Below are 25,859 nucleotides of genomic sequence, written 5' to 3' on the forward strand. Positions count from 1 at the left end.
CCGACGCCCGGTGCGCATCGCCTTCCATACCCCGCTCAACGCCTATGATGATGGCCGCATCTCGGGCGACCGCCGCATGGCGCGCCAGCTCGTCGCCGTGCTGGAGGGGCTCGGCCACGCGGTCGAGCCCGTGCTCGGCGCACGCGATTTCATGCCGACGCCGGAACCCGACCGGCTGGCGCGCCACCAGGCGCAAGCCGCGGCCCGGGCCGACGCCATGCTTGCGCGCTGGGAGACCGGCGAACCGCCGCCCGAGCTCTGGTTTTCCTATCACAACTACTACAAGGCCCCCGACCTGCTGGGTCCGGCCATCGCGGGTCGTCTCGGCATTCCCTATGTCGTCGCGGAGGCCAGCGACGCAGCGCGCCGCGCCAGCGGCGAATGGGCCGCCCATACGCGTATCGTGCGGGCCGGCCTCGCCGCCGCCGACCTGCATCTCTGCTTCACCGATCGTGATCGGCAGGGTCTCGAACCCTGGCGCACGGCCCACAGCGCGCTGATGGAACTGCCACCCTTCATCGCCCTCCCGGACGAGCCACCCGCCGCGGCAGGCCAGGCGACTGTTCCGCGCCTCGTCACAGTCGCGATGATGCGCGAGGGCACCAAGGAAAACAGCTACCGGGTGCTCGCCCGCCTGCTCGCCGCCCTGACGGACCGGCCCTGGACGCTGACCATCATCGGCGACGGCCGCAAGCGCGGCGACATCGAGCAGGCCTTCGCCGGCCTGCCTGCGGGGCGGATCGCCTGGCGCGGCGCCATTCCCCATGATCGCGTCGTCGCCGAACTCGCCGGACACGACATCTTCGTCTGGCCGGGCGTCCGTGAGGCCTATGGCCTCGTCTATCTGGAGGCGCAGGCCCTTGGCCTGCCGATCGTCGCCTTCGACAGCGGCGGCGTCTCGGCCACCGTGCGCAACGGGGCGACCGCCCTGCTCGCCCCCGAGGGCGACGAAGCCGGCTTCGGAGAGGCCTTGCGCAGGCTGCTGGGCGACGCCGATCTGCGCCAGGCGATGGGCGCCACCGCGCGCCGCTTCGCCCTGACCGAGCGCAATCCGGCGCAAGCAGCGCTCATCCTCGAACGGGCGCTGGCGGTCGCAGTCGCCAACCGCGCCGCCCGCGCGGCGTCCCACCCGCAGACGCCGCGATGACCGGCAGCGACACGTCACTCTGGAGGCCGCTCCAGGTCGAACTCGACCGCTGGAGCGTCGCTGGGCGCGCGATCAAGCTCTGGCTGCGCGACGACGACGCGGTCGCGCCCAGCCCGGCGCTGAACCGGCTGGCGGCGCTCGGCGAACGCTTCGCGCTTCCAGTCCTCCTGGCCGTCATCCCGATGCTGGCCGAGCCCGCCCTGGCGGCGAGCCTGCGGGCGATGCCGCTTCTCCTGCCCTGCCAGCATGGCTGCTGGCACCGCAACCATGCCCCCGCCAGCGCCAGGAAGAGCGAGTTCGGGTTGCAGCGCCCGGCCGAAGAACTTCGCGCCGAGATCGACGAGGCCCGCTTGCGCCTGGAGGATCTGCTCGGCCCCGCGCTCCTGCCGGTCTTCGTGCCACCCTGGAACCGGATCGACCCCGCCCATGCCGCCTTGCTCCCCGGCCTCGGCTTTGCCGGGCTCTCCTGCTTCCGGGGTTTCGGCCTTGGCCCCTCGGGTGGCCCGCATCTGGCCAACACCCATCTCGACATCATGGACTGGGGCGGCGGCCGCATCGGGCGCACGCCGCAGGATCTGGTCGCGGAAGCCTGCCGGCTGCTCGCGGGCCAGCGCGACGCGACGGCGGGCGATGCGGAACTGGGCCTGCTCCTGCATCATCGCGACCACGATGCGACGGCCTGGGCCTTTCTCGACTCGTTCCTGGGCTGGACCCGCCACCATCCGGCGATCGTCCCGACCGATCCGCGCCATCTTTTCCAGATCCCAGTTCCCTCCTGACGTTTGGAGAGCTAAATTGCGGGAACCCGGCCCCTGCAAAAACGTTGTGCGCGTATGAAAAACCTGATCGCCGCCCTTCTTGCCACCGCGACTGTCGCCGCCTGCAGCGCTCCCCCCCGGCCGCAGTTGGAGGGCATGCCGAGCGCCACACCGGCCAAGCGCATCGCCATCGTCGGGAGCGAGGTCGTGCTGCCCGACGGCACCCGCGCCCCGATGGATGCCACCGGCGGTTTCCTGCTGCCTAATGGCGAGCGCGTGCTGCGCGACGCCCGCGGAGCACTTGTGCTGCCCAATGGCAACCGTTGCCTGCCCGATGGGCGAGGCTATGTCTGCCCTTGACCTGAATTAGGGCGCCGACCCTGCGTCAGCGGGCTTGGAGCGAGGCTGACCGCGCGCTATAAGAGGGCCGCGTATTCTCAGGTGCGTTCGTCCTCGGCATGAGGTCGTCTGACCTATCTGCGGGGGGCGACGCGGATATGCCTTTCAATGTCGTCGATCTCGCGAGTGCCGAACGGGCGCCGCGAAGCTCCCATGCGCCGCGCGTCCTGATCTACAGCCACGATACATTCGGCCTCGGCCATATCCGCCGCTGCCGGGCGATCGCGAACTCGCTCGTCGCGAGCTATCCTCATATATCAGTGATCATCGTCTCGGGGTCGTCGGTGATCTCGAGCTTCCAGTTCGGCGACGGCGTCGATTACGTCCGCATCCCCGGTATCGAGAAGCAGAGCGACGGCCGCTACGGCCCCCACCATCTCAATCTCGATCTGAACGACACGATCCGGCTGCGCACCGACATCATCAAGCAGGTGGTGTTGTCGTTCGATCCCGACGTCGTCATCGTCGACAAGGAGCCGATCGGCCTGCGCGGCGAACTCGTGCCCGCACTCGACATCCTGCGCCGCCGCGGAGCGCGGATCGTGCTTGGTCTGCGCGACGTGCTCGACGAACCCGCCAAGCTGCTCGAGGAATGGCGTCAGAGCGGCGCCGTCGAGGCGCTCGGCCAGATCTATGACGACATCTTCGTCTACGGGCTGGAGAGCATCTACCAGCCGCTCGCGGGCCTGCCGAACCCGCATCTCTACGCCCACAAGATCCGCTACACCGGTTATCTCAAGCGCGCCGTGCCGAGCCCCGTGCCGCCGACCCGCTATCCGCGGATCACCAAGGGCCCCTTCATCCTGGTGACGCCCGGCGGCGGCGGCGACGGTGCCGGCGTGATCGACTGGGTGATTTCGGCCTATGAGGCCGATCCGACCATTGCCCTGCCCGCCTTGATCGTGTTCGGGCCCTTCATGTCGCGCGAACGCCGCAAGGATTTCTCCGAGCGCATCGCCCGCATCCCCAAGCTCGAGAGCCTCGGCTTCGAGCCGCGCCTCGAATTGCTGATGAACCGGGCCCACTGCGTCGTGGCGATGGGCGGCTACAACACGTTCTGCGAGGTGTTGTCCTTCGACAAGCCGGCCCTGATCGTGCCGCGCGTCAAGCCCCGCCTTGAACAGGCGATCCGGGCCGAGCGCGCCGCGCAGCTCAAGCTGGTCGACGTGCTGCACGATCCGCTCGAAACCGGCAGCGGCGAGCGCGATGCAGGCGTCATGGCCGCAGCCCTCCATGCGCTGCCCCAGCGCATGCCACCCTCGCAAGCTTTCGTGCCGAACCTTCTCGACGGCCTGCCGACGGTCAATCGCGCCCTGGCGGACGATCTCTCGATGCCGATCCGCGGGCGAATCCTCGCACAAAATGCCGCGCTGACGAGTTAGACGCGTCGTTGCTGCGGATCGTCGGGGTCGACGCCTCCGGCGATGGACAAGCGGAGATAAACTTTCCAATATATCAGGCATTGCAAGACGGAGTGCCGCGCGCCGCCGCCATTCCGGAGGAGATGCCCGTCATGGCCGCCCTGCACTTCAAGAATTTCGCGCTGCTCGAGCCCGATTTCGGCGACGTCCGCGCCGGTTATGAATTGCTGGTCGAGGGCGACACGGTCCGCGAGCTCTCCGACAAGCCGATCAAGGCGGACTTCGCCGACGTCGTCGATTGCGGCGGCCGCACCCTGATGCCGGGCCTGATCGACAGCCACGTCCACGTCTTCCTCTCCGAGGTCGTCATCCGCTCCATGGAGAGCATGCCGCTCACCCTGATGACGGCCCGCGCCATCGGCCTGATGAAGCGCATGATCGACCGCGGCTTCACCACGGTGCGCGACACCGGCGGCGCCGACTGGGGCATCAAGGAGGCGGTCGAGACGGGTCATGTTGCCGCCCCGCGCCTGTTCATCGCCGGCCAGGCGATCGGCCCCACCGGCGGCCACAGCGATCCGCGCCGGCGCACCGATTTCGGCACGCGCTGCCAGTGCTGCAACGCCATGGCCTATACGATGAACGTCTCCGATGGCGTGTCTGCCGTGCGCAAATCGGTGCGCGAGCAGATGCGCCAGGGCGCCGACCACATCAAGATCATGATGTCGGGCGGCGTCGCCTCGCCCTACGATCCGCTCGATTCGCTGCAGTTCAGCCTCGACGAGGTCCGCACCGCCGTCGAGGAAGCCGCCGCCTTCGGCCGCTATGTCTGCGCCCATGCCTACACGCCCGAGGCGATCACCCGCGCCGCCCATTGCGGCGTGCGCGCCATCGAGCACGGCAACCTGATCGACGACGCCTCGGCCAGGCTGATGGCGGAGAAGGGCATGTTCCTCACCGCCAATCTCGTCGCCTATTACGCCATGAAGGAGCGTGCCTCGGAATTCGGCATGAGTGGCGACATGCTCGCCAAGAACGACCTCGTCATCGATGGCGGCCTGCGCTCCCTTGAGATCTGCAAGCGCGCCGGCGTGCCCGTGGCCTATGGCTCGGACCTGCTCGGCCAGCTCCAGGTCGACCAGTCCCGCGAGTTCCTGTTGCGCCGCGAGGTGCTCTCGCCGATCGAGATCATCCGCTCGGCAACCACCGTCGGCGCACAGCTCCTGCGCATGGAGGGCAAGCTTGGCACGCTGCGTGCTGGGGCTTATGCCGATATGATCCTGGTCGACGGCAATCCGCTCGAGGATCTCGGTCTGTTGCAGGATCAGGGCGCGCGGCTGCCCGTCATCATGAAGGGCGGCGTGTTCCACAAGAACACGCTGCAGTGAGAGCAGATTGAATGCGTAGGAAAACACGCCGTCATCCTGGACAAGCGGCGAAGCCGCGCAGTTCCGGGATCCATCATAGGGCTCGACTGCGCCTCATGATGGATCCCGGCGCTCCGCTTCGCTTCGGCCGGAATGACGGCGTCCTGTCCGGCATCGCCGGAGAAACCCAATGAGCGCCAGCACCCGCCCGAGCCTGGGCAGCGTCGCACTCAACGCGGCGGCGGGCCTGTCGCTGCTCTACATCCTGCTGCCGCTGATCTTCGTCACCTGGCTCGCCTTCTTCCGGCAGGAGATCCCCTCCTTCCCGCCTGAGGGCTATTCGCTGAAGTGGTTCGCCGCGGCGGCCAACAACCAGCCCTTCATCAACGGCTTCCTGCTCAGCCTGCAGGTCGGCGTCGCGGCAACGCTGCTCGGCCTGCTCGTCGGCGTGCCCGCGAGTCTCGCGCTGGTGCGCCACCGCATCGTGCTCGGCCCTCTCTTCAACACGCTGTTGCTGATGCCGCTGGTGATGCCGGGCATCGTTTTGGGCACAGCGATCTACGTCTTCCAGATCGAGACCGAGATTGCGACCGGCCTGCCGGTGATGGGCTCGCAGGGCGGGCTGATCGCCGCGCATACGCTCGTCGTCATTCCCTGGGTGGTGCGCCTCGTCACGGCCAGCCTCGTCGGCTTCGACCGGACCATCGAGGAGGCCGCGCAGAATCTGGGTGCCGGCCCCTTCACCACCTTCCGTCGGGTGACCCTGCCGAGCATCCGGCCGGGCATCGTCGCGGCCGGTCTCTTCGGCTTCGTCACCTCCTTCGGCAATCTGGAGATGAGCCTGTTCCTGGTGGGACCGGGCCGCACCACATTGCCTATCGCCATCCTGCAATATCTCGAATGGAAGATCGATCCGACCGTGGCAGCCGCATCCCTGATCCAGATCGTCCTCATCGCGGTCGCGATGATCATCACCGACCGCTACGTCAAACTGAGCCGGGTGGTCTGAAGACGATGGCACGGCTTTCGATCGAGCATCTGCGCAAGACCTATGGCGACCTGACGGTCGTCGACGACGTCACCATCGACATCGCCGACGGCGAGTTCCTCGTCCTGCTCGGCCCCTCCGGCTGCGGCAAGACGACGACGCTGCGCATGGTCGCCGGCTTCATCGCCCCCAGCGCCGGGGCCATCACCATCGGCGAGCGCAGCGTCACCGCGCTGCCGCCCTGGAAGCGCAATTGCGGCCTCGTCTTCCAGAGCTATGCGCTGTTTCCCCACATGACGGTGGCGGAGAACGTCGCCTTCGGCCTGGAGATGCGCAAGGTTTCGCCGGCCGACCGCATCCCGCGCGTCGCCGAGGCCCTGCGCCTCGTGCAGCTCGCCGGCTTCGACGAGCGCTATCCGCGCCAGCTCTCCGGCGGCCAGCAGCAGCGCGTCGCGCTGGCGCGCGCGCTCGCGATGGAGCCCGATGTGCTGCTGCTCGACGAGCCGCTGTCCAATCTCGACGCCAAGCTGCGCCAGGAGGTCCGCGTCGAGATCCGCGACCTGCAGCGCAAGCTCGGCCTGACCACCATCATGGTCACCCACGACCAGGAGGAGGCGCTGACCATGGCCGACCGGCTGGTCGTCATGGAAAAGGGCAAGGTTCGCCAGATCGGCAGCCAGCGCGAGCTTTACGAGAAACCCGCCGACCGTTTCGTCGCCGGCTTCATCGGCCGCAGCGCCTTTCTCGATGGCGAGATCACCGCGCCGGGCCGCTTCCGCACCAGGGGCGGGGTCGAGATCGGCTGCGCAGCGGCGACCGGCACCGGCGCAGCAACGCTCGCCCTGCGGCCGGAGCGCATCGCGGTCGGTGGCGAGGCGCAAGGCCTTCACAACCATTTCCAGGCCCGTGTCGAGCACGCCTCCTATCTCGGCGCGATCCTCGACATCGACGTCAGCCTCTCCGGCCATGACCGGATGCTGTTGCAGATCCCGAACAAGGCCGGCGTCGCCGAGCCGAAGCCGGGCGAGACCATCACCATAGGCTGGGCCGAAGACGCCGGGCTCGTTTATCCGCGCGAGGCCTGAATCCAGGCTTCGTCGGGCGTCCAACAGGGGAGTTTGAACATGACCACATTCGACAGACGCGATCTGCTCAAGGGCGCCGGCGCCGCCGCGCTCGTTTCCGGGCTCGGCGCCCCGGCTCTCGCCCAGGCGGCCGGCAAGGTCGTGGTCGGCACCTGGGGCGGCGACTATGCCCGCCTGCTGACCAAGAACATCGAGGACCCGATCCTCAAGCCCAAGGGCATGGAAGTGGTGCAGGACCAGGCCGGCGACGCGCCGCGCCGCGCCAAGATGGTCGCCGAACGCCGCCTGCCGCGCGGCACGGTCGACATCCAGGGCCTCTCGGCCGCCAACATGTATGAGATGAACGAGGCCGGCGTCATCGAGACGATCGACTACGCCAAGATCCCCAACGCCAAGAACCTGATTCCGGCGATGAAGTATCCCTATGGCGTCGGACACATCTATTCCGGCAACGTGGTGATCTACAATCCCAAGGTCATCACGGCAGCCCCGACCGGCTTCAAGGACTGGCTCGACCCCAAGCACGGCAACAAGATCGGCTTCATCGACATCCAGTACCAGTCGATCATGATCGCGGCCTCGCTCGCCGGCACCAATGGCGCCAGCATGAACGACCTCGACAAGGCCAAGGAAGTGCTGATGGCCGTCAAGAAGGCCGGCGCCCGCGTCTACCCGACCAACGAAGCGTTCGCCGCCGCGATGAAGAACGAGGAGATCGGCATCAGCGCGATCTGGAAGGCGCGCGTCGTGCAGTGGCAGAACGCCGGCATCCCCTGCGAGGCCGTCTCGCCGGTGGAAGGCATCCCGATCTATGTCTCGGGCTTCGTCATCCAGAAGAACGCGCCCAACAAGGACAATGCCTACGCCTACATGAATGCGATGCTGGAGAAGGCGCCGCAGGAGGCCTTCGCGGTCGACATGGGCTATAACGGCACCGTCACCGGCCTCACCGTCGCGCCTGATCTGCAAAAGCGCATCGGCTTCACGCCCGAGGAGGAGAAGAAGCTCCGCGACCTCGACTACGCCTTCCTCGCCAAGAACGATTCGGCGATGAAGGAGTGGTGGGACAAGGTCTTCAAGGCGTGATGAACGCGGCTGGCACGTCATTCTCGGGCGGCGCTTTGCGCCGCCCCGAGAACCTCGTCACGATGAAGGCGCGGTCGTCCGCGTCCGCGTCCGGAGATGCTCGGGTCGAGCCCGAGCATGACGGAGCCATGCCATGAGCACGACCGCTCCCGAACCCGTCGCCGGCGCGCGCACCGGCCTGGCCGGCCTGCTCGTCGTGCCGGCGACGCTCTTCGTCGCGATCGGGCTTCTTGGCCCGATCGCGATCCTGTTCCGCTATTCGCTCAACCAGTTCATTCCCGGCCAGTTCATGGTCGACGGGCTGACGATCGAGAACTACGTCAAGTTCTTCACCGACGGCTATTATCTCAACGTGCTCGCCCGCACCGTGCGCGTCGCCGTGGTCTGCACGGTGGCGTGCCTGATCATGGGCTTCCCGCTGGCCTATGTGCTCGCGCGCACCCAGAGCCGCTTCAAGAACCTGCTGATCATCGCGGTCGTGTTGCCGCTCTTCGTCGGCAATGCGGTCCGAGCCGCCGGCTGGATGACCGCGTTCGGCAGCAGGGGCGCTCTCAACGCCTCGCTGATGGGCATGGGGCTGATCGACCAGCCGCTTGAGATCATGTTCACCGAGAACGCCGTGCTGATCGGCATCATCGCCGTCAACCTGCCCTTCATGGTGCTGACGCTGCAGAGCGTGATCGAAGGCATCCCGCGCAATGTCGAGGAGGCCGCCTTCAGCCTCGGCGCCGGGCCGGCCGCGATGTTTCGCCGCGTGCTTTGGCCGCTCGCTTTGCCCGGCATCCTGGCGGGCACCATCCTGACCTTCATCCTGGCGATGAACGCCTATGCCACGCCGGTCCTGCTCGGCGGACCCCGGTTCCAGATGATGGGGCCGCTGGTCTACGGCCAGTTCGCCCAGCAGAACAACTGGCCCTTCGGCGGCGCGATCTCGTTCATCCTGATGACGGCGACGATCATCCTCACCGTCGCGGCGCATCTGATCGTGCAGCGGCGCTATCGCTGATCCGGGCCGCGCGCCTGCGGCCCAGCGTCACTGGCCCCCGCGCTGGTCAAGCGCGCGGGGGCCCTTTAAGGGCTGATCCATGACATTCACAGGCTCCCTCGTTCCAGTCGCCGTCGGCGCTGTCGCCGTCGTTCTCGTCCTCGGGCTGGCGAACATGCTGCGCGGCGGCAGCGCCGGTACCTCGCAGAAGCTGATGCGCCTGCGGGTGATCCTGCAATTCGTCGCGATCCTCGTCATTCTCCTCGTGCTGTGGTGGCGCAGCGCCTGAGCCGGCGTCGCCCGCACCGCGCAGGCGCGTGCGGCGTCACAGAGCGTTTCCACAACCCACAGTTTTCACAAGACCCTGATATTTAACGCTTAATGCTTGCCGGCCGTGTCTGCCCCCGGCCCGCCGCCGCAATCGAGCCATAATCTCGTCATGAGTTTCGGCGATCCGTTAACCTCAATCCCGCCGACACAAAGAACAATTTGCCCATGTTTCGCGTCGCGTTGCTGCTCCTGGCCGGTTCCCTGATGGCGTGGCCCGTCGCCGCGCCCGCGCAGGGTCTCCCGGCCGGTGCCTCCAGCTACGCACCGACGGGCGAACCCGCACCCGCCCTGTCCTGGGAAGCGCGCATCGGCGCCGCCGTCGCCAATCCGGGCGGCCGCGAGAGCGGGCTGCTCAACTTCAGCGGCGAGATCGCGACGCCGCGGCCCTTCACCCTGACAGACCGCTTCGCCAACGCCTTCATGCCGCGCTTCCATCTCGGCACCAGCGCGAATTTCAACGGCACGCGCTATGCCTATGCAGGCGCGACCTGGACGCTCGATCTGACCAAGACCGTCTTCGCCGAGGCCAGCTTCGGCGCGGCTGTCAACGACGGCAAGACCGGCGCCATCATCCCCCAGGACCGTCTCAACCTCGGCTGCAATTCGGGCACCCGCGAGGCCGCCGCGCTCGGCGTCCGCCTCAACGACCGCTGGAGCCTGGTCGCGACGCTCGAGCATTTCAGCACGGCCGGCTGCTCCGACCGCACCCAGCCCCGCGGCCCCGCCAATGTCGGCGCGCGCCTGGGCTACACCTTCTGATAGAAGGCCTCTGCGCTCACGCGACACCTTCCGTCCCGCGCGCGGCGCGCTATAAGGCGGTCATGGTCAAGCTCAATCGAATCTACACCCGCACCGGCGACGACGGCACCACGGGTCTGACGACAGGCCCCCGGCGCCCGAAATACGATCTGCGCGTGGCCGCCTATGGCACGATCGACGAAACCAATGCCTGCATCGGCATCGCGCGGCTGCACGCCGCGCTCGAGGATCCCGCCGTCGATGCCATGCTTGGCGCGATCAGCAACGACCTGTTCGATCTCGGCGCTGACCTGTCGACCCCCGATACGGGCGAGCCGCCGGCCTATGAGCCGCTGCGCATCGTCCAGGCTCAGGTCGAGCGGATCGAGGCCGATATCGACCGGCTCAACGAGGAACTTCCGCCTTTGCGCTCCTTCGTCCTGCCCGGCGGCACGCCGGCGGCGACGCATCTGCATCTGGCGCGCACGGTCAGCCGCCGCGCCGAGCGGCTGATGACCGAACTGGCCCAGACGCAAGGCGAGATCGTCGGCGAGCCGGCGCTGCAATACGTCAACCGCCTGTCCGACTTCCTCTTCGTCGCGTCGCGCTATCTCAACGCCAAGGCAAAGGGCGACGTGCTCTGGGTGCCCGGCCAGAACCGCTAGCGCCAGGGGTGTTCATACCCCTGCATGACGGTGTGCCGCTGCGCTTCATGCGCGCGCCTTACGTCTCCTATGCGCTGATCGCGACCTGCGTCGCAGTCTATCTGCTGATGACGCTGTGGCAGAGCACCGAAGAGCAGATCGCGGTCGCTGCCGGCTTCGGGCTGATCCCCTCCGTCTTCTTCGGCGCGGCGCAATTGCCGGCGGATCTGGTGCAGGCGCCGCCCTGGCTGACGCTGTTCAGCAATGTCCTGCTGCATGTCGGCCTCGCGCATCTGTTCGGCAACATGCTCTTCCTCTGGGTCTTCGGCGACAATGTCGAGGACGCGATGGGCCATCTGCGCTTCCTGCTGTTCTTCGTCCTTTGCGGGCTCGGCGGCTCGCTGGCGCATGCGCTGATGAATCCGACCTCCGACCAGCCGCTGGTCGGGGCCTCGGGCGCCATCTCGGGCGTCATCGCGGCCTATCTGATGCTCTATCCGCGCGTGCGGATCTGGGGGCTGGCCTTCAACTGGATTCCGCTGCGCATCACCGCGCTCTATGCGATCGCGGCCTGGATTCTGTTCCAGCTCGTGCAGGGCCTGGTCGATCCCGATGGCCATGTCGGCTGGTGGGCCCATCTCGGCGGGCTTGGCACCGGAGCGGCTCTGACGCCGCTGTTCATCCACCGCCGCATGACGCTGTTCGGGCGCGCCGCGCGCGGCTGAGGCGCGCCCTTGGGGCATCGTGCATGGGCAAATCGCGGCGTTGACAAGCGCAAACGGCCGTCGTTACGGTCCCACCGCATTCCAGCCGAGAGCCGCGATGCCGCCATCCTGCCGCCGGTCGCAACGCGGCCTCGAACAGGGTGCAGGGTGCGGCTGAGACAGCCTCTTTTCTGAACGGTGATGATGACGATGAAGATCCTGGTGCCCGTCAAGCGGGTTGTCGACTACAACGTGAAAATCCGCGTCAAGGCGGACGGTTCGGGCGTCGAACTCGCCAACGTCAAGATGTCGATGAACCCCTTCGACGAGATCGCCGTCGAGGAGGCGCTGCGCCTGAAGGAAGCCGGCAAGGCAACCGAGGTCGTCGTGGTCTCGATCGGCCCGGCGCAGGCCGCAGAGACGATCCGCACCGGGCTGGCCATGGGCGCCGACCGCGGCATCCTGGTCAAGGTCGACGGCCCGGTCGAGCCTCTGGCCGTCGCCAAGCTGCTGAAGAAGGTCGTCGAGCAGGAAAGCCCGCAGCTCGTCATCCTCGGCAAGCAGGCGATCGACGACGATTCCAACCAGACCGGCCAGATGCGGGCGGCCCTGCTCGGCTGGCCGCAGGGCACCTTCGCCTCGAAGGTCGTGGCCGGCGACGGCGAGATCGACGTCACCCGCGAGGTCGATGGCGGCCTGCAGACGGTCGGCTTGAAGCTGCCCGCGATCGTCACCACCGATCTGCGCCTGAACGAGCCGCGCTACGCCTCGCTGCCCAACATCATGAAGGCCAAGAAGAAGCCGCTCGACGAGACCTCGGCCGAAGCGCTGGGCGTCGATGTCGCGCCGCGCCTCAAGGTCATCAAGACCGTCGAGCCGGCCGGCCGCTCGGCCGGCATCAAGGTCGGCTCCGCTGCCGAACTGGTGTCCAAGCTCAAGAACGAAGCCGGAGTTCTCTGATCATGACGACGCTGCTTCTCGCCAAGCACGACAATGCCAGCCTCAACGAGGCGACCCGCAAGGCCCTGACCGCCGCCCGCCAGCTCGGCGCCCCCGTGCATGTCCTCGTCGCCGGCCACGGCGCAAAGGCTGTGGCGGACGCCGCCGCCAGGCTCGACGGCGTCGAGAAGGTGCTGCTCGCCGATGACGCCGCCTATGCCCATCGCCTGGCCGAGCCTTTGGCCGCGCTGATCGTCTCGCTCGCCGGCGCCTATGACGCGATCGTCGCGCCGGGCACCACCACCGGCAAGAACGTGATGCCGCGCGTGGCCGCCCTGCTCGATGTGATGCAGGTCTCCGAGATCACCAAGGTCGTCTCATCAGACACCTTCGAGCGGCCGATCTATGCCGGCAACGCCATCCAGACGGTGCAGGCGACTGACGCCAAGAAGGTCATCACCGTGCGCGGCGCGTCCTTCCAGGCGACCGCCGACGGCAGTGCCACCGCTCCTGTCGAGGCGGTCGCCGCAGCCGGCCATGACGGCCTGTCGAGCTTCAAGGGCGAGGAGGTCGCCAAATCCGACCGTCCCGAGCTCGCCTCGGCCAAGATCATCATTTCCGGCGGCCGCGCGCTGGGGTCGTCGGAGGCCTTCGGCAAGATCATCGAGCCCGTCGCCGACCGTCTCGGCGCGGCCATGGGCGCCTCGCGCGCCGCGGTCGATGCCGGCTTTGCCCCCAATGACTGGCAGGTCGGCCAGACCGGCAAGGTCGTCGCCCCGGATCTCTACATCGCGGTCGGCATCTCCGGCGCGATCCAGCATCTCGCCGGCATGAAGGATTCGAAGGTCATCGTCGCCATCAACAAGGACGAGGAGGCGCCGATCTTCCAGGTCGCCGATTACGGCCTCGTCGGCGATCTCTTCACCCTCCTGCCCGAGCTCGACGCCGAACTCGCGAAAATCGGCAAGTGAACTCGGGTGCGCCACGCGCCTGTGATTGATATATGAAGAGGCTGCCCTTCGGGGCAGCCCGTATCCGTTTCCGCCATGGAAGCGATGACACCGGAGATGGAACAGACCATGTCGGCTCAGGCGATCAGGACGATCGGCATCATCGGCGCGGGCCAGATGGGCAACGGCATCGCCCATGTGGCGGCCGTTGCCGGCTTCGAGGTCAGGCTGCACGACCTCGCCGAGGAGCGCATCAACGCCGCGCTGGCGACGATCGACGGCAACATGGCCCGCCAGGTCGCCAAGGGTGCGATCGGCGACGAGATCCGGCGCGACGCGATGGCGAAGATCGTCGCGGCTCCGGGTCTGGAGGGCCTCGCCGATTGCGATCTCGTCATCGAGGCTGCGACCGAGAGCGAAGAGACCAAGCGCAAGATCTTCACCGCCGTCTGCCAGCACATCAAGCCCGAGACGATGCTGGCCTCGAACACCTCCTCGATCTCGATCACGCGGCTGGCGGCGGCGACCGACCGGCCCGAGCGCTTCATCGGCATTCATTTCATGAACCCCGTGCCGCTGATGCAGCTCGTCGAGCTGATCCGCGGCATCGCCACCGACGACCAGACCTTCGAGCTGGCCAAGGAGTTCGTCGGCAAGCTCCACAAGACCGTCTCGGTCTCCGAGGATTTCCCGGCCTTCATCGTCAACCGCATCCTGTTGCCGATGATCAACGAAGCCGTCTACACGCTCTATGAGGGCGTCGGCTCGGTCGAGGCGATCGACACCGCCATGAAGCTCGGCGCCAACCACCCGATGGGCCCGCTCCAGCTCGCCGACTTCATCGGCCTGGACACCTGCCTCTCGGTCATGCAGGTCCTGCATGATGGCCTCGCCGATTCCAAATATCGGCCCTGCCCGCTGCTGGTGAAATATGTCGAGGCCGGCTGGCTCGGCCGCAAGACCAAGCGCGGCTTCTACGATTACCGCGGCGAGAAGCCGGTCCCGACGCGCTGAGTTCGGCGCAGGATCTCCTGCTCATCGGAAACGCGCCGTCATCCCGGGCGAAGCGAAGCGTAGACCCGGGATCCATTCCTGAACCTCTCAGAGCTGCGTTCCGGCATGGATCCCGGATCGGCGCGGCTACGCCGCTTGTCCGGGATGACAGCATGGTTGGCGTCGCGCGACATTGGCCACGCCATGTCCCGACGGCCCAATCGCCGCACCCCTTCACATTCCTGTCGTCCCGCGCTTACATTGATGTCGAGACGGGTTGAGTCCCGTCCGATGAAGCGGAGGTGCGGCGGGTTTGACGGCGCATGTGATGCATCCGATGGCCTCACCGGACAGTTGTCCGGCGCTGGTCCTCAACGCCGATTTTCGGCCGCTGAGCTATTATCCCCTCTCCTTGTGGAGCTGGCAGGATGCGATCAAGGCGGTCTTCATGGACCGCGTGAACATCGTGTCCGAATACGACACGGTCGTCCGCAGCCCGAGCTTCGACATGCGGCTGCCCTCGGTCGTCTCTCTGAAGACCTATATCAAGCCCTCGCGCACGCCGGCCTTCACCCGCTTCAACGTCTTCCTGCGCGACCGCTTTTCCTGCCAGTATTGCGGCACCCGCGACGATCTCACCTTCGACCACGTCATTCCGCGCTCGAAGGGCGGCCTGACGACCTGGGAGAACGTCGTGGCGGCCTGCTCGCCCTGCAATCTGCGCAAGGGCGACAAGATGCCGGCGACCGTCGACATGTTCCCGATGCAGAAGGCCTACGCCCCGACGGTCAACGACCTGCACCGCAACGGCAAGCTCTTCCCGCCGAACTACCTGCACGAGAGCTGGCTCGACTATCTCTACTGGGACTCCGAACTGGAGCCGTGAGGCCGCGCGCTATGCGCTTCGCCGCCTGACGAGACCGCCCAGCGCCAGCCCCAGCAGCGCCAGCGAAGCCAGCGCGTTCCAGCCGGCCAGCGACAGCCCCAGAAACCGCCAGGCGGCTTCCGAGCAGGCGACGACGCGTGTCGTCTGGAGCTGCTTCATGAAGTCCTGCACGCCCGCCGCGACCGGCGCGGCCGCGCCGCCGCAGTCGTTGGGGCCGACGAACCAGCCCCATTCGACGCCGGAATGGTAGAGGCCGAGCCCGGTGCTCCAGGCCATCAGCCCGGCCAGCCCGAGCAGGACGAGCCCTTGCAGCCAGGCCGAGCGCGCCAGGACGAGACCAGCGGCCGCCAGCCCCATCGCGGCGTAATGCGGCAGGCGCTGCTCGAGGCAGAGCTTGCAGGGGCGCAGGCCCCAGACGATCTCGAAGAACCAGGCGCCGGCGATCAGGGCCAGGCAGCACAGGCCGATCAGCGCGATCAGGCGGGCGGGCGTGATCACCGGGGTCCGCACGTCAAGGGCAGAAGATGTCATCGGCGGGCTCGGCGGCAGCGATCGGCGGGAAACGGCCGGACGCAATCCTGCAACCGGCTTTGCGGCCGAAATACAGCATCGGGGTCGTGACCGCAGCCCCTGCGCGATGACTTTTCCGGCGAGACCCTGGATCCGCGACAGCTGACCCTGTTCGGCGGGAGCACCGATCCTGGGGCGGGCCGACAACGCGACGGCGACGGGCGCTTCCACTTTTTGCCGCCCACCGCCCGATTGACCGGCGGCGGTCGATCGCTATAGTCCGGCCCGCCCGCAAGGGGCCCCTGTGGCGGAATTGGTAGACGCGCTCGACTCAAAATCGAGTTCCGCAAGGAGTGCTGGTTCGATTCCGGCCAGGGGCACCACCTCATTTTCAGCCATTTTCATGCCTCCTATCATCTTAAAGGGCATGGAGATTTGCGCGGTTCGATATCCTTCGCCGCGCGCATAGGGCAGCTTCTCCGCAAACACTAATTTCAGCACCGCACGACGATCTTCGATGTGTGGAGAATGCCAAAGCTTGCAAGGACTTGCGAGGAAGTCGAAGGCGGTTCGATACGTCTCGCTAAAGCTCTTTAGCGGCTTACCGCAATTCGCGATCCGATCGCGCATCACCGCCTTCTGCATTTCAAGATCCTTGATCCGCTTTTCATACGCGCGGACAACGGAATCGCTCGTCGCATCGACGATGCGATCGAGAAGCTGATCGACTTTCTTCTCGACGAGTTTGATTTCGCTTTCGAGCGACGCGCCTTGGGTGCGCGCGTTCATCAGCTTCGCGTCCCACTGATCGCGAAACATTTCGAAGGCGAGATTGAAGAGCCCTTCGGTCGGTTGAAGCGCGTTTAGCAGCGTCTCAAACTCGCCCTCGATCTTATCGCGGCGGATGGACTTGCGAGCTTCGGGGCAACCGCGCGTGTCGCAGAGATAATACGGATAGCGCGCGCTTCGGCCTTTCGACCAGCACGCGGTCAACGGCTCCGAGCACGTCGCACAGCAGACAAAACCGCGCAGCGGAAAATCCGCCGACTGGTCAACACGCGCAGGGACTTTGGGTTTCCCGTAGCGACGCTCTTGAATCGCCTGCCACGTCGCGAGCGAGATCAGCGCCTCATGCTTTCCTGGCACAAGATGCAGACCCCACCCCTCATGCGTAATGTGACCGGCATAAACCGAGCGATCGAACATTTCCTCGACGCGTCCGATATGCACTTCGTTGTTGCTGTTGCGCGGATAGGCAGGCTGGCTTTCAAGGAAGCGCTTCACCTCGGTCATGGATTGCAGTCGACCGCTGGCGAACCCTTCGAGCGCATCCGCTATAATCGATGCAAGCGGCTCATGCCTCACCAGTAGCTTGCCGTGCCCGGCGATACGTTCGAACCGATAACCGATCGGGGCTTTCGTTACCCAATATCCGTTCATCGCGCGGGCGCGCATCCGGTTTTTAGTCTGTTCGGCATTCTTCCGGCGCTGATGCTGGGCGACGGTCGCTAGGATGTATTCCTGCAATTCGCTATCGGCATCCTCGCCGAACTCGACGGAAGGGGATTCCAAAATGCCGCCCACCAGACTGATGGCGGCGCGCAGCTCCATGTGAGCCTTCATCCCTCTGGCAAGACGAGAGATGTCATCGACGATCACGACATGCGGTGTACCGCGCTGCTTTTTGAGATAGGCGAGCATCGCCTTCATGGCGGGACGATCTGTCAGGCTCCCGGACACATCGTCCCTGAAGACCTCGACCACCACGTAATTCCTGTGGCCCGCGAACTCCCGGCACCGCCCCTCTTGGCTGCCCAAGCCATCGCCCTCGCGAACCTGTTTGGCACCGGATACACGGCAATAGATGACGGCTTTTTGTATTTTGGCGGGATTCATGGGCTAGCGCTTCTCCTTCCGGCGCCCTCGGCCAGCGCCTTTTTGGAACGCAGCCCTCAGGGCTCTATCTCCTGGGTTGATGTGATGACCCGAGGATACCACAGCCGGGAATCGCGATTCACGCGCAACCTGAATTTCATCCCCATCCTTGATCGCAAGCTGCGCGGCGTCGTCGCCGAAGGCGCGATCGACGGACGAACGCATGATCTGGCCGACCATGCGCACCAGCTCGCGTTTGCTCTCAATCGGCAGATTGAGGTGCGCGAGGTGATGCAGATAGCGATCGGCATCGATACCAACGGCAGCATGTTCGCCGGAGGCCGGTTCAATCTTTTTCATGACGGCCTCCTTTCCATTTCGAGCCAAGGCAAAAGAGAAAGCGTACCAAAAACGGGGTCAAATTACAAGGACTTTATTCCTATTTGCTATAAGGCTCCCGATCCGACGCCGCAGCGTCTGCGACGTTGGATTGATGGAAAAACATAAGCAGCAGTGTAACTTAGCTCCAGATATCGGCCAGCCAGCGCCGGAGCACTTTATACAAGGAGATTGAGCCGATCGCGGCAGCGCTGTGCTTCTAACCCGCTGATAAAAGAGTGGAAATCAGCCCATGGGAAAGTCCGTCAAACCGAAAGCCAAACGGCCCGCCAATCGCTTCTATCATTTGGCGAAAGTGAGCGAATATCAGTTCAAGCGGGTGCTCTGGAGCTTCGTGCTCGACAGGCCGGTGGCTGAGGCCGCGAAGACCATCGACCTCAGCGCAAACAGCATCCAGGCGATCTACGCCAAGCTCCGCGTGTTTTTCACGGAGATCGGCGTGTTTAGAGATATCTATGAAGGCGGCGATCCTCGGGACGGAACCGCGAAGGGCGAAGACTACGAGGGCTTCGAGCACATGCTGATCCCGTTTCACATCAAGCGCGTGAAGGGGAAGCGGCGAACGAAGTTCACGACGATCGACGATGTCGATTACAATTGGAACGAGAGCTTCTGGCGCTTTCACTATTGGATTTTGACCGAAGGGCGACCGTCCGAGGCGATCCATCGGATGCAATACGCGCACTTGCTCGCGCAAATCAGGCTATGCGGTCCCATCGGCTTGCCGCCTCGAAACCGGGAGCGAGGAATCGAATTGGACAAGCATCATTTCAACCAGCGCCTCTTGTGGTTGGAGCGAAACTCACCCCAATTCAGCTATGAGGCCGCCCGCGCCCAACTACGGGATTATCGCGAGAGAAACGCGACGGACTTCGATAAGGACTGAGTGCATCCGGCCATGCGCCTGGGCTCAGATAAGAATATTTGTGATTTTCGCTTATTTTTGATATGATAGTGGAAATAGGAGGTGCCCCATGGCGACCATGACAATTTCCCTGCCCGATCCGATGAAGGACTGGATCGAGGCGCAAATCAAGGAAGGCGAATACGCCAGCACGAGCGACTACGTCCGCGACCTGGTTCGCCGCGACCGCGAGCGCCGCGCGCATCCCGAACTCTCGCTCGACGACCTTCGCCGCATCGTGGATGAATCCCGCGCCAGCGGCATCAGCAAAAATTCGGTGTCCGACATCGTCGCCCGCGCCAAGAAGCAGGCAAAGGCCGACGGGTTCCTGAGTGAGTAGCTACGACCTCACCGAACGCGCCGAAGCGGACCTCTTCGATCTGACGCTCTATGGCATGAAGCTATTTGGAGCCCGGCAGGCGGAGGCCTATGCCGCCGACCTTGAACGCATATTTCAATTGATCGCCGACACGCCCCGCATGGGCCGCAAGGCTGATGGCATCCGACCCGGCGTGAGACGTCACGAGCACGGATCACACATCATCCTGTATCAAGAAGCACCGAGCGGCATCACCGTTCTGGCAATCGTTCATAAGAGCAGCGTGAAGCGCCTGGCCCTGTAAGAACGCTGGCATGACCCGCTGTGCATCATCCCTGATTTTGAGACCGGCATACGCCTAAGGAAGAATGCAAGATGTGCGGTGTAGTACCGCAATCTTGGCAGGGGGCCGCTGCGCGCCCCCGTGCACCCCCAAGCCATTGGCGCATTCCGGCATCGAGCCTTCATGCGCCAAGCGAAACGTCCGCCGTTTCATCGCGCTTGGGAAAGGCCTCCGTGCCCCTCCCCAAGACCCCGCCCAGGCCACCGTGATTGCCGATGGAGCGCAACCAGGGACGTATGCCGCCCTGCATCTTCGCCACACTTTCATGCGTGGCACCAGCGGGCTGCAGCGTCATGAAATTAGATGGCATCGTCCATGACAACCGCAGAGCGCTCCTCCATCGCGTATTCCCCGTATTGACTCGGCCGCTTCCACACGCGGGTTTTAATGAACCAGGCAATTTTTAAACCTTCCGGAACGCGGTTCAAAAGCGTCTCGAATATCTCCTTCTCCAGCTCCGCTACCGCCCCGCACCGCGTGTTGCCCCCTCGTGGATAGGTTGGCCTCCATGCGTCATTCCAAATCCTAGTGGTTGCAAAGTGCTCGTCTTCAACGCCCAACTCAAGCGCTCCCCCTCGCACTTGAATGAATGCGTCTCGAGGTAGGCAATAGGGCGTAACGATAGGGAGCCCGAGTGCAAAATAGTCCGCATTCCAGTAGCCATGCGGAAGAGGCAGGAGCGAAGAGCATACCGGGGCAGCCCATCCGGCCTTACCCTCTCGCCTCATATCTTCGATCTTCGTGTTTTGAGCGATGCCGTCAACGGAAATTCGGTCAGTGTTCAACGTGAAGTCCATCGGTTCGTAAAGCCCGCGCTTCTCATCCAACTCGAAATCGGGCGTGACGAAGTAGGCTCCCACATACACCTCCCCATACTTCATGAGGTCCAAGGGGAAAGGACTTTTCACCGAGACGCACCGCATTTTCGAAGACCGACCCGCACGGACCCAATCGGTAAGGACCGCGCCAAGCACGCTTCCCTCCCTCAAGCAGTTTTCAGGCAGATCAAACAAACAATCAGGCTTCGCGCCCGGATCGAGATCGAAGATGCCACCGACGGCGGGGATGTGATCCAGAAGATAACCCGCAGCTTTCGAGAATGGCATTCCCCATTCGACAACCGCGTGCGCGAATGTACGGATATGCGCGGAGCGGTAAGCTTCGGTCTGCCGCTGCAGATACTGACCCATCACTTCCCCGCGCGTCTCGTCATACCCATCGAAATAATTGGGGTATAATGTCAAGCCGATACTAAATTCTTCACACAAATGCTTCCACTCCCACGCCCATTGCCGGATGAATGGCAGTGATGTCATGCGCTGAAGCTTCCGAAGCTCGTTATATAGCACCGGCGGGACGTGACTGCCCTTATGTTTGATAAAGTAATCATCGGGCTCGAACTCGTCTGGTACTTGACCGGAATGTGCTGTCTCCCAACCACCGAGCTCCGCCCCCGCTCCAAAGATTTTCTGAAGTAGCAAATCAGCAAGTATTGATGGGCGCCTGATCCTCTCAACGATATCGTTCCTGGCTGGCCGTGCGTGGCTGTCTGTTAGGAGCAGTAGCGTGAGCACGGAGCAAATTTCCGACTCCGTGTTGCACCTTTCTAGAAACCTCATAAGCTCGGACGTTATGCTGGCCCGGGTACTTTCGTCGTGCAATAAGCTTCGAATTTCGCGTGCGGCGCGCCATCGTACCATCGGCACCGGCCATTTGAGCCGCAGCACGAGCAACGCCGTCGTCGTAGCGATCACTGTTCCTACCGAAGCCATGTAGCCTCCTCGATAGGCTGATCTTTAGTTTCGGCTATGAGCGTAGATACGAATTCCGACGTGACATCTTGTGCCAGCGCTGTCTGACCAACGGCCAGAAGGAAACGAACGAGGTGGCGGAACCCAATCGAGAAACCGTGGCCTCGACGCGCATAGAAATCCAATGGTGTCGATGTATCGCGGATGAAGTCCTTCCAGCGCTCAGGATAGACGCGTGCTGCGTTCTCAAGGCGCGCTTCAACCTCTTCCTTGGATGTAAAATAGCTCGCCCAGCCATGACGTCGGATATGGCCCATTACCAGCCAATGATAAGCCGAATCTCTTCCCTCTGATTCAAGGCTAATCTCGAACACAGTATCCAGACATTCTTCAACATGATAGGTCATGTTGTCACTTTCAAAATACGACTTTACCGATGCAATCGCTTGGCGAGACTTCTTCTTGGCATGCCAATAGCGAAGCCAACGTTCAATAAAATTCTTCTTTTGACTATAGTGAAAATGTGGCCTGCCGACGGTCTTTGCGATACCGGAAAAATCGTCGGGACCAAATAAAGTTGGGTCCTGTCTCGTAATATTAATTTCTTCTTCAGTTAAATCTCGATCAGGCGTCGAGTGCTCACGTTTGGTCGGAGCAGCAGATCCACCTAAGAAAGCTATCTGCTTAGCAAGCAACGCTTGGGCATCAGGTTTATCCGCTGCCCGTTTCGCCAATTCATCAAGTGTCGCCTGATCCACAAGCGTCCCAATAAGGGCTTCGAATTCGCGGCTATCCAATTCAGAAAACTTAATGAAATTTTCTAAGCATTGATTAGCATAATACCATTCGTCGCCATCAAGGTGGTGTTCATAGAATTTTGGCAAGAGATGCGGTAGTGCGTAAGAAACTAATTCAATAAGCTCTGATCGTGCGTGGCGTGTCTCATCTCCATCGGTGAAATCTGTAATACAATCGACGATCGGAGTAATTTTCGAAATCCACTCTGCGGTTTTGCCTGGGTCAACGCGATGGACTTCTTCGATACTGTCAAGAACCTCGAACGCAAAAGTATCCTTCCGATGCCCGTAGCCAATCAGGCATGACGCCGCTCTGCGTATCAATGCTCCTGCATTACCAAAGCCATAAAGATGCGAGAGCGAGGCATATTTCGTCCACTGCTCTGCCCTCTCGTTGAACTCTGAGACCTTGGAAGCTAAATCTTTTGACAGATCATCAAGGAGGCATTTGGCGGCCTCGGCACTCAGGTAAGGGATACGGTTTTCGACGTTAGCCTCGATCAATAACTCGTCGACCCAATGAACTGACGCCCGTGCGATCGCAAACTCATCTGCCGAAATGCCAACCACGTTCTTATCTGGTAGGCCGATCAGGTGAATGTCCAGAGCAATTGACGTCAGCAATTTTTTAAACGCGAAGTAGAGAGCTTGTTCTGTGTCGTTGCGGCCCGTGAATGATACGCTTGCGATATCTGCGGCAGCCAAGAAGGGCGTAGAGTATGTCCATGGAATCCGTCCAGATATTAGATCCGCCGCGCAACTTTCAATGCAATCTAGTACAGTATCAATGAAGCCGAGGTCGCCGCGCACTAAGCCAGGATAGATCAGTGAAAAGGGCCCTTCAGCCAATATATTAGCACGGACAGCGATCCAAAACGAATCAACAAAGAAATTGTGCATATCTACGCTGTCTGCTGGCGACGAGCGCTCCCGAGTCAGATTCGTGGGCAGTGGAGGCACGAAAGCGCTGGATCTTACAGACGGGGCCTTATGCGATAGCCAAGCCGCCGCAAACGGCAAGTGATTGAATTTTCCCCGTTTGAGACGCTGAAGCGGATCAGCTCCCAAGAATAGCGCTGCTCTCAAAATGTGTTGTTGAATTATCCGTCGCTGATCAATCCATTTTGATCCCTTAAGTGAATTTTCAACTGCCTCTAGCGCCTCGATATCATGTACTTTTGCTAATAATTCGACATAACGAATGATATGCGCAGAGGGTTGACGATACCCATTGAGAAAAGCCATTATTCTTACGACCCGCTCCTTGCCACCAAGAGCCGCAACGTCCAAAAAAGCATGCGAGAGCTTGGTGAAATCATCTACAGGTCGATGACGAAGAACGATCCACGTGTTTATTCGTCGACCAAGCTCCGCATAGCATCCTTCGACAAGATCGCTACGCAGGGCTTCCGGACCGTGACGCGCGAGCGCACTGAGTTCGTCGTTCGTCAGATGACCGAGTGCGTCGAGAAGATTGATCGCCTGCTGGCGATTATCTGCCACAGCCAGAGCTGCGCCTCGGAAAGGACCGAAATCCCAAGCCTGATACTCTCGAACATTGCTCACCCGAGTCTTTATCGCTCTCAGTCGCACGGTCGCAGGCAGATCGACATTTTGAAACGTGAGACGCTCAGCTGCAGAGAGAATGTCCTGGATTTGCGATTCTGGCCACCCGCTGGCTAATGAATCGACAGCCCACTCCCGGGTCGTGCCGCCGAGAAGCGGCGCTGTGTTGCCGGCGGCAGCCTGCATCAACCAAAGCCATCCCCACCGCCAATAATCCGGCGCTTCCTTATCGAGCCAGTGTACAATTCTAGGCAGGAGCGCCGCGTAACGCTCTTCATGATCGGCGCGCTCCCTAACCCATGCAAAAATGCTTCCATGGAATGGCATCATTCCAGAGTTGTGGGGCTCAAGAAGAAATGAGACTTCGCCGTATTCCCCTATACATGCGCGGATGCCCGAGCTTGGCCAAAAAAAATCAGACCCCGCGAGCATGTGAAGAATATTACGTGAAGGTTCGCTGATGCGAAGCCACAAGCTTTGATAATATGTTCGAATGTCACCGTCGGGACACTGCGGCAGCGCCAGTACGGCATCGTTGTCTAATGGCTTCCCCGATCGAACCAAACTCTCAAAAGCATAGATTAAATGAAGAGGGTGGCCATGACTTATTTGAAAGAGTGCGGTACCGATCTTGTCGACCTCTTCCGCACGCCGACCGCTCCATCGAAGGTTGAGGGGGCGGGCTCGGTCTTGCCGTTCGAGCCATCTGCGGACTGCGACCTCGTCCATACGTGGTATCTCAATCCAGTCATCATCCTTTGCATTGATAAGTAGCTTCGAAGGCAGTCGGTCGTCGGCCACGCGCTGAGTTCCGACAATCAACGACAAATTGTCGGGTAGCGGAAATAACACGTTGAAGAGGTGGTTGAGCTGGTCGGTCCGATGCGTGTCCCGATAGACGTGGTCAAGCCCGTCGACAAATAGATAGAGCCGTTTCCCCTCGCGCGCGAGATTCTCGGCAGCGATTCCTAGACCAAGCCTCAGATTCTCTGTGTCGTCGGTTACGCCTGCCGTGAATTCGGGATATCGGCTGAAAAGTTGATCATAGAGCGAGACAGCAATGTCGGTATATGACGCCCGATTTGCACTCGAGCTTTCTGACGATATGAAATAGTGGTGCCGCAGCACCGCATTGCCTTGTGACTGCAATTCGCGCGTAAGGTAGCTGAGATACGTGCTCTTACCCCGGCCCGGCGTGCCCCACATTATTGTCAATGGGGTTGTCTCGTCTACGATCCGCGTTCGAAACGCTTCGTCGAAAGACGAGGAAGGCGGAGCATAATCGTCAGGAACGAAATATTCTTGGCTAATTGGCCGTGGGCGCTTCCGCGAGATTAATCTGACGACATGATCTCTAAGTATCCTTCCGTCAGGCGGCGGCTCACGTTGAAGAATGGCCCATCGTGTAACCTCGTTACGCAGAAGCAACCACCCAAATAGATCAGTATCGGTAGGCACGATTCGGTCACGTAAGGATAATTCTAATTGGTCGAGATTGGGAAGACTTGAGTTAAATGAAAACGTCTCAAAGAAAGCCTCCATCATGGCCCTGCCGCCGCATTCGGCTTCAAGGCGAATCAGCACGTCGGCATCGACCTTCGCGAGATCAACGAACGATCCGTTGAGGCAAGCTGAAAAGGCGGGTGTCGGGACTCTATTCGTCTTAAGTTGCGCGCTATGGATTGGACCGTTCGTCTTGGCGCGGGCGAGAGACTTGGCCCATTTTGCCAGCATACTAGTCCCGTTCTCTTTCTTGGAAAGAAGGTAATCCCAATCGAGAGCATATTCTTCGGCGTTAACGGTAAACTTGACTTGCACATATTCGACAGACCCGTCCTTGCGTTTGGCAACGACATCGTCCAGAGCCTTCACATTCGGATCGTCGGACTCAAGCTGGACCCACTCAAACAATTCCGGATCGCGATAGTGCCTAATAAGAAGGTCGATCCCCACTAGATCCTGATATTCGTACCCGGCGCGCGTGATCGCGCTATATTTTATGGTTTTGTTCCCGGCCAATTATCCACCCCGTCCT

General features: G+C 62.5%; 23 protein-coding genes, 1 tRNA gene and 1 pseudogene. 21 read left to right on the forward strand and 4 right to left on the reverse strand.

Annotated elements, in window-relative coordinates; translation table 11 throughout:
• Window positions 1-10 precede the first annotated feature (10 nt).
• The 17 genes from Q8S38_RS09545 to Q8S38_RS09625 all read left to right on the forward strand — a co-directional run bounded on the left by Q8S38_RS09545 (window position 11) and on the right by Q8S38_RS09625 (window position 15,360).
• Window positions 11-1,147, forward strand: coding sequence for a glycosyltransferase family 4 protein (locus tag Q8S38_RS09545; RefSeq protein WP_305680181.1), 1,137 nt, complete (start codon window positions 11-13; stop codon window positions 1,145-1,147).
• Window positions 1,144-1,926, forward strand: coding sequence for a polysaccharide deacetylase family protein (locus Q8S38_RS09550; RefSeq protein WP_305680182.1), 783 nt, complete (start codon window positions 1,144-1,146; stop codon window positions 1,924-1,926). The genes Q8S38_RS09545 and Q8S38_RS09550 overlap by 4 nt, the downstream gene beginning before the upstream one ends.
• Window positions 1,927-2,061: 135 nt before the next feature.
• A complete protein-coding gene (locus Q8S38_RS09555; RefSeq protein ID WP_305680183.1) occupies window positions 2,062-2,265 on the forward strand; it encodes a hypothetical protein in 204 nt (67 codons plus the stop codon).
• 137 nt (window positions 2,266-2,402) lie between these two features.
• Entirely contained in the window at window positions 2,403-3,686 is a 1,284-nt protein-coding gene (locus tag Q8S38_RS09560; protein WP_305680184.1) for a glycosyltransferase family protein, read from the forward strand.
• A 131-nt stretch (window positions 3,687-3,817) separates the two neighbouring features.
• Window positions 3,818-5,053: a metal-dependent hydrolase family protein gene (locus Q8S38_RS09565; RefSeq protein WP_305680185.1), complete on the forward strand. Its 1,236-nt coding sequence runs from the start codon at window positions 3,818-3,820 to the stop codon at window positions 5,051-5,053.
• Window positions 5,054-5,222: 169 nt separating this feature from the next.
• On the forward strand, window positions 5,223-6,041 hold the full coding sequence (locus Q8S38_RS09570) for an ABC transporter permease (RefSeq protein ID WP_305680186.1): 819 nt from the start codon (window positions 5,223-5,225) through the stop codon (window positions 6,039-6,041).
• Between the two features lie 5 nt (window positions 6,042-6,046).
• A complete protein-coding gene (locus Q8S38_RS09575) occupies window positions 6,047-7,105 on the forward strand; it encodes an ABC transporter ATP-binding protein (RefSeq protein ID WP_305680187.1) in 1,059 nt (352 codons plus the stop codon).
• Window positions 7,106-7,144: 39 nt separating this feature from the next.
• Window positions 7,145-8,191 (forward strand): ABC transporter substrate-binding protein, encoded by a 1,047-nt coding sequence (locus tag Q8S38_RS09580; RefSeq protein WP_305680188.1) that lies wholly within the window; start codon window positions 7,145-7,147, stop codon window positions 8,189-8,191.
• A 133-nt stretch (window positions 8,192-8,324) separates the two neighbouring features.
• The gene (locus Q8S38_RS09585; RefSeq protein ID WP_305680189.1) at window positions 8,325-9,197 is read left to right on the forward strand and encodes an ABC transporter permease; all 873 of its coding nucleotides are present in this window, start codon (window positions 8,325-8,327) and stop codon (window positions 9,195-9,197) included.
• Window positions 9,198-9,276: 79 nt separating this feature from the next.
• Window positions 9,277-9,465 carry a twin transmembrane helix small protein gene (locus Q8S38_RS09590; RefSeq protein ID WP_305680190.1) on the forward strand — a complete coding sequence of 63 codons (189 nt, stop codon included), beginning with the start codon at window positions 9,277-9,279 and terminating at the stop codon, window positions 9,463-9,465.
• Window positions 9,466-9,671: 206 nt separating this feature from the next.
• Window positions 9,672-10,265, forward strand: a complete 594-nt coding sequence (locus Q8S38_RS09595; RefSeq protein WP_305680191.1) for an acyloxyacyl hydrolase — start codon at window positions 9,672-9,674, stop codon at window positions 10,263-10,265.
• Between the two features lie 62 nt (window positions 10,266-10,327).
• Complete coding sequence (locus Q8S38_RS09600; protein ID WP_305680192.1) at window positions 10,328-10,909, forward strand: cob(I)yrinic acid a,c-diamide adenosyltransferase; 582 nt, start codon at window positions 10,328-10,330, stop codon at window positions 10,907-10,909.
• A gap of 8 nt (window positions 10,910-10,917) precedes the next feature.
• A complete protein-coding gene (locus Q8S38_RS09605) occupies window positions 10,918-11,613 on the forward strand; it encodes a rhomboid family intramembrane serine protease (protein ID WP_305680193.1) in 696 nt (231 codons plus the stop codon).
• Between the two features lie 189 nt (window positions 11,614-11,802).
• The gene (locus tag Q8S38_RS09610; RefSeq protein WP_305680508.1) at window positions 11,803-12,552 is read left to right on the forward strand and encodes an electron transfer flavoprotein subunit beta/FixA family protein; all 750 of its coding nucleotides are present in this window, start codon (window positions 11,803-11,805) and stop codon (window positions 12,550-12,552) included.
• Window positions 12,553-12,554: 2 nt separating this feature from the next.
• Window positions 12,555-13,502 carry an electron transfer flavoprotein subunit alpha/FixB family protein gene (locus tag Q8S38_RS09615; RefSeq protein ID WP_305680194.1) on the forward strand — a complete coding sequence of 316 codons (948 nt, stop codon included), beginning with the start codon at window positions 12,555-12,557 and terminating at the stop codon, window positions 13,500-13,502.
• A 96-nt stretch (window positions 13,503-13,598) separates the two neighbouring features.
• A complete protein-coding gene (locus Q8S38_RS09620) occupies window positions 13,599-14,495 on the forward strand; it encodes a 3-hydroxybutyryl-CoA dehydrogenase (RefSeq protein WP_305680195.1) in 897 nt (298 codons plus the stop codon).
• 307 nt (window positions 14,496-14,802) lie between these two features.
• Window positions 14,803-15,360, forward strand: coding sequence for an HNH endonuclease (locus Q8S38_RS09625; protein WP_305680196.1), 558 nt, complete (start codon window positions 14,803-14,805; stop codon window positions 15,358-15,360).
• A 9-nt stretch (window positions 15,361-15,369) separates the two neighbouring features.
• On the opposite strand, the gene Q8S38_RS09630 is transcribed toward Q8S38_RS09625, so the two are convergent.
• A complete protein-coding gene (locus tag Q8S38_RS09630; RefSeq protein ID WP_305680197.1) occupies window positions 15,370-15,891 on the reverse strand; it encodes a disulfide bond formation protein B in 522 nt (173 codons plus the stop codon).
• Between the two features lie 277 nt (window positions 15,892-16,168).
• On the opposite strand from Q8S38_RS09630, the gene Q8S38_RS09635 reads away from it, so the two are divergent.
• Window positions 16,169-16,253: transfer RNA gene (locus Q8S38_RS09635), tRNA-Leu, on the forward strand.
• Between the two features lie 496 nt (window positions 16,254-16,749).
• Here the strand turns inward: Q8S38_RS09635 and Q8S38_RS24990 are convergent.
• Window positions 16,750-17,766: pseudogene (locus Q8S38_RS24990) on the reverse strand (recombinase family protein); the annotation flags it as partial.
• Between the two features lie 610 nt (window positions 17,767-18,376).
• On the opposite strand from Q8S38_RS24990, the gene Q8S38_RS09645 reads away from it, so the two are divergent.
• The 3 genes from Q8S38_RS09645 to Q8S38_RS09655 all read left to right on the forward strand — a co-directional run bounded on the left by Q8S38_RS09645 (window position 18,377) and on the right by Q8S38_RS09655 (window position 19,671).
• Window positions 18,377-19,030: a hypothetical protein gene (locus Q8S38_RS09645; RefSeq protein WP_305680199.1), complete on the forward strand. Its 654-nt coding sequence runs from the start codon at window positions 18,377-18,379 to the stop codon at window positions 19,028-19,030.
• Window positions 19,031-19,118: 88 nt separating this feature from the next.
• A complete protein-coding gene (locus Q8S38_RS09650) occupies window positions 19,119-19,388 on the forward strand; it encodes a type II toxin-antitoxin system ParD family antitoxin (protein WP_305680200.1) in 270 nt (89 codons plus the stop codon).
• Window positions 19,381-19,671 carry a type II toxin-antitoxin system RelE/ParE family toxin gene (locus Q8S38_RS09655; RefSeq protein ID WP_305680201.1) on the forward strand — a complete coding sequence of 97 codons (291 nt, stop codon included), beginning with the start codon at window positions 19,381-19,383 and terminating at the stop codon, window positions 19,669-19,671. The genes Q8S38_RS09650 and Q8S38_RS09655 overlap by 8 nt, the downstream gene beginning before the upstream one ends.
• 338 nt (window positions 19,672-20,009) lie before the next feature.
• On the opposite strand, the gene Q8S38_RS09660 is transcribed toward Q8S38_RS09655, so the two are convergent.
• Both Q8S38_RS09660 and Q8S38_RS09665 read right to left on the reverse strand, forming a co-directional pair.
• Window positions 20,010-21,284, reverse strand: a complete 1,275-nt coding sequence (locus Q8S38_RS09660) for a hypothetical protein (protein WP_305680202.1) — start codon at window positions 21,282-21,284, stop codon at window positions 20,010-20,012.
• Between the two features lie 185 nt (window positions 21,285-21,469).
• The gene (locus Q8S38_RS09665) at window positions 21,470-25,843 is read right to left on the reverse strand and encodes a P-loop domain-containing protein (RefSeq protein ID WP_305680203.1); all 4,374 of its coding nucleotides are present in this window, start codon (window positions 25,841-25,843) and stop codon (window positions 21,470-21,472) included.
• Between the last annotated feature and the right edge of the window lie 16 nt (window positions 25,844-25,859).

The organism is Allobosea sp., assembly GCF_030695125.1.
Taxonomy (GTDB): Bacteria; Pseudomonadota; Alphaproteobacteria; order Rhizobiales; family Beijerinckiaceae; genus Allobosea.

Bases quoted from the DNA above. Each gene is read 5' to 3' on its own strand.
- Q8S38_RS09550 (WP_305680182.1), top strand. From the start codon at position 1,144: ATGACCGGCAGCGACACGTCACTCTGGAGGCCGCTCCAGGTCGAACTC.
- Q8S38_RS09555 (WP_305680183.1), top strand. From the start codon at position 2,062: ATGCCGAGCGCCACACCGGCCAAGCGCATCGCCATCGTCGGGAGCGAG.
- Q8S38_RS09560 (WP_305680184.1), top strand. From the start codon at position 2,403: ATGCCTTTCAATGTCGTCGATCTCGCGAGTGCCGAACGGGCGCCGCGA.
- Q8S38_RS09565 (WP_305680185.1), top strand. From the start codon at position 3,818: ATGGCCGCCCTGCACTTCAAGAATTTCGCGCTGCTCGAGCCCGATTTC.
- Q8S38_RS09570 (WP_305680186.1), top strand. From the start codon at position 5,223: ATGAGCGCCAGCACCCGCCCGAGCCTGGGCAGCGTCGCACTCAACGCG.
- Q8S38_RS09575 (WP_305680187.1), top strand. From the start codon at position 6,047: ATGGCACGGCTTTCGATCGAGCATCTGCGCAAGACCTATGGCGACCTG.
- Q8S38_RS09580 (WP_305680188.1), top strand. From the start codon at position 7,145: ATGACCACATTCGACAGACGCGATCTGCTCAAGGGCGCCGGCGCCGCC.
- Q8S38_RS09585 (WP_305680189.1), top strand. From the start codon at position 8,325: ATGAGCACGACCGCTCCCGAACCCGTCGCCGGCGCGCGCACCGGCCTG.
- Q8S38_RS09590 (WP_305680190.1), top strand. From the start codon at position 9,277: ATGACATTCACAGGCTCCCTCGTTCCAGTCGCCGTCGGCGCTGTCGCC.
- Q8S38_RS09595 (WP_305680191.1), top strand. From the start codon at position 9,672: ATGTTTCGCGTCGCGTTGCTGCTCCTGGCCGGTTCCCTGATGGCGTGG.
- Q8S38_RS09600 (WP_305680192.1), top strand. From the start codon at position 10,328: ATGGTCAAGCTCAATCGAATCTACACCCGCACCGGCGACGACGGCACC.
- Q8S38_RS09610 (WP_305680508.1), top strand. From the start codon at position 11,803: ATGAAGATCCTGGTGCCCGTCAAGCGGGTTGTCGACTACAACGTGAAA.
- Q8S38_RS09615 (WP_305680194.1), top strand. From the start codon at position 12,555: ATGACGACGCTGCTTCTCGCCAAGCACGACAATGCCAGCCTCAACGAG.
- Q8S38_RS09620 (WP_305680195.1), top strand. From the start codon at position 13,599: ATGGAACAGACCATGTCGGCTCAGGCGATCAGGACGATCGGCATCATC.
- Q8S38_RS09625 (WP_305680196.1), top strand. From the start codon at position 14,803: ATGCATCCGATGGCCTCACCGGACAGTTGTCCGGCGCTGGTCCTCAAC.
- Q8S38_RS09630 (WP_305680197.1), bottom strand. From the start codon at position 15,891: ATGACATCTTCTGCCCTTGACGTGCGGACCCCGGTGATCACGCCCGCC.
- Q8S38_RS09645 (WP_305680199.1), top strand. From the start codon at position 18,377: ATGGGAAAGTCCGTCAAACCGAAAGCCAAACGGCCCGCCAATCGCTTC.
- Q8S38_RS09650 (WP_305680200.1), top strand. From the start codon at position 19,119: ATGGCGACCATGACAATTTCCCTGCCCGATCCGATGAAGGACTGGATC.